A 1,097-nucleotide genomic window follows, 5' to 3' on the forward strand; every position below is an offset into this window, starting at 1 on the left:
CTGCTGGGCGCTTTCTTTGACACGCAAGCCGATTGGCAAAACATTACGGACGGCGCGGCAGAGGCCCTGGCAGGGCTTGGCGACCGCGCGGAAATCATCTTGCTGACGGCCATGCCGCACAAACACCGTGCCGTGCGTCGTGTCCATCTCGACGCGCTTGGACTGAGCTACCCGCTTCTGACCACTGAAATGGCCAAAGGACCGGCAGTGGCCAAGCTTCGCGGCAAGGCCGGCCGACCGGTGGTCTTCGTCGACGATCAGCCGCACAATCTGGCGTCGGTGCGGGAATCGGTCGCCGACGCCGAACTGTTCCACCTGATGGCCGACAATTCACTGCGCGCATTCCTGCCCCCGGTGACGGACGATGTGGTCGTCGTCCAGGACTGGCACGAAGCCGCGCCGAAGATCGCAAGCGCGCTGGGGCTCTAAACTCCAGCCTTCAAGGGTTCAGTTTCGCACCTGCGCCGCCGCTGTCGTCCCCGCTGTCATCGTCGCCGTCACCATCGTCCACGCTGTCGTCCACGGCCGGATCGGCAGGCTTCAGCATGACGCCATTGACGGTGACCGAACCGTCGGCCTTGGCGTTGACGATCCATTCCAGCCGTCCATCGGACAGCGTCTTGCCAAAGCCCTTCGCCATGAGAGCGACTGGCACGTATTGGGCCACCTCCGGTTCCGACTTTGCCGCTTCCTGCAGGCCTTCGACAAGCTTGTCGAAGCCGGCGACATCGACGGTCACGCTACCTTCGGGCTTTTCGCCCGGGAATGTCATCTCGCCTTCCAGGGCGATCTCCGTATCCTTGTTCTTCACGGTGCTGTGGCCAAGCACGACCTTCGGCGTCTTGGCCATGAAGTCGGCCTTAAGCTGCTCGCCGAATTCGGCAGACAGCGGCGGATTCTTATTGAGATCAAAGGCTTCGATCGCCTTCTTCGCCATGCTGTCGAGATCGATATTGGCGCCGCCAAAGTTCAAATCGACATCGGTGGGCAACAACCCCACGCTCCAGCTCGGGAGAAGCTGGGTCGGCACGGTCAGTCCCGATGCCTTGATGCCGTAGGTGATCGTGCCGTTTTGGGCGACGCCGTCGGAGCCGAAC

1 protein-coding gene and 1 pseudogene are annotated in these 1,097 nt (G+C 62.3%); one reads left to right on the forward strand and one right to left on the reverse strand.

Translation table 11 applies throughout. From position 1 onward, the window contains the following. A partial coding sequence (locus ENZ75_RS32600; protein WP_128278653.1) for a hypothetical protein occupies positions 1 to 429 on the forward strand: 429 nt, incomplete at its 5' end. A 10-nt stretch (positions 430 to 439) separates the two neighbouring features. On the opposite strand, the pseudogene ENZ75_RS32605 reads toward ENZ75_RS32600, so the two are convergent. Beyond that, positions 440 to 1,097 (reverse strand): annotated as a pseudogene (locus tag ENZ75_RS32605) (hypothetical protein); the annotation flags it as partial.

The sequence above is a fragment of the Mesorhizobium sp. M7A.F.Ca.CA.002.04.1.1 genome (genome assembly GCF_004022805.1).
In the GTDB taxonomy this organism is placed as follows: domain Bacteria; phylum Pseudomonadota; class Alphaproteobacteria; order Rhizobiales; family Rhizobiaceae; genus Mesorhizobium; species Mesorhizobium ciceri.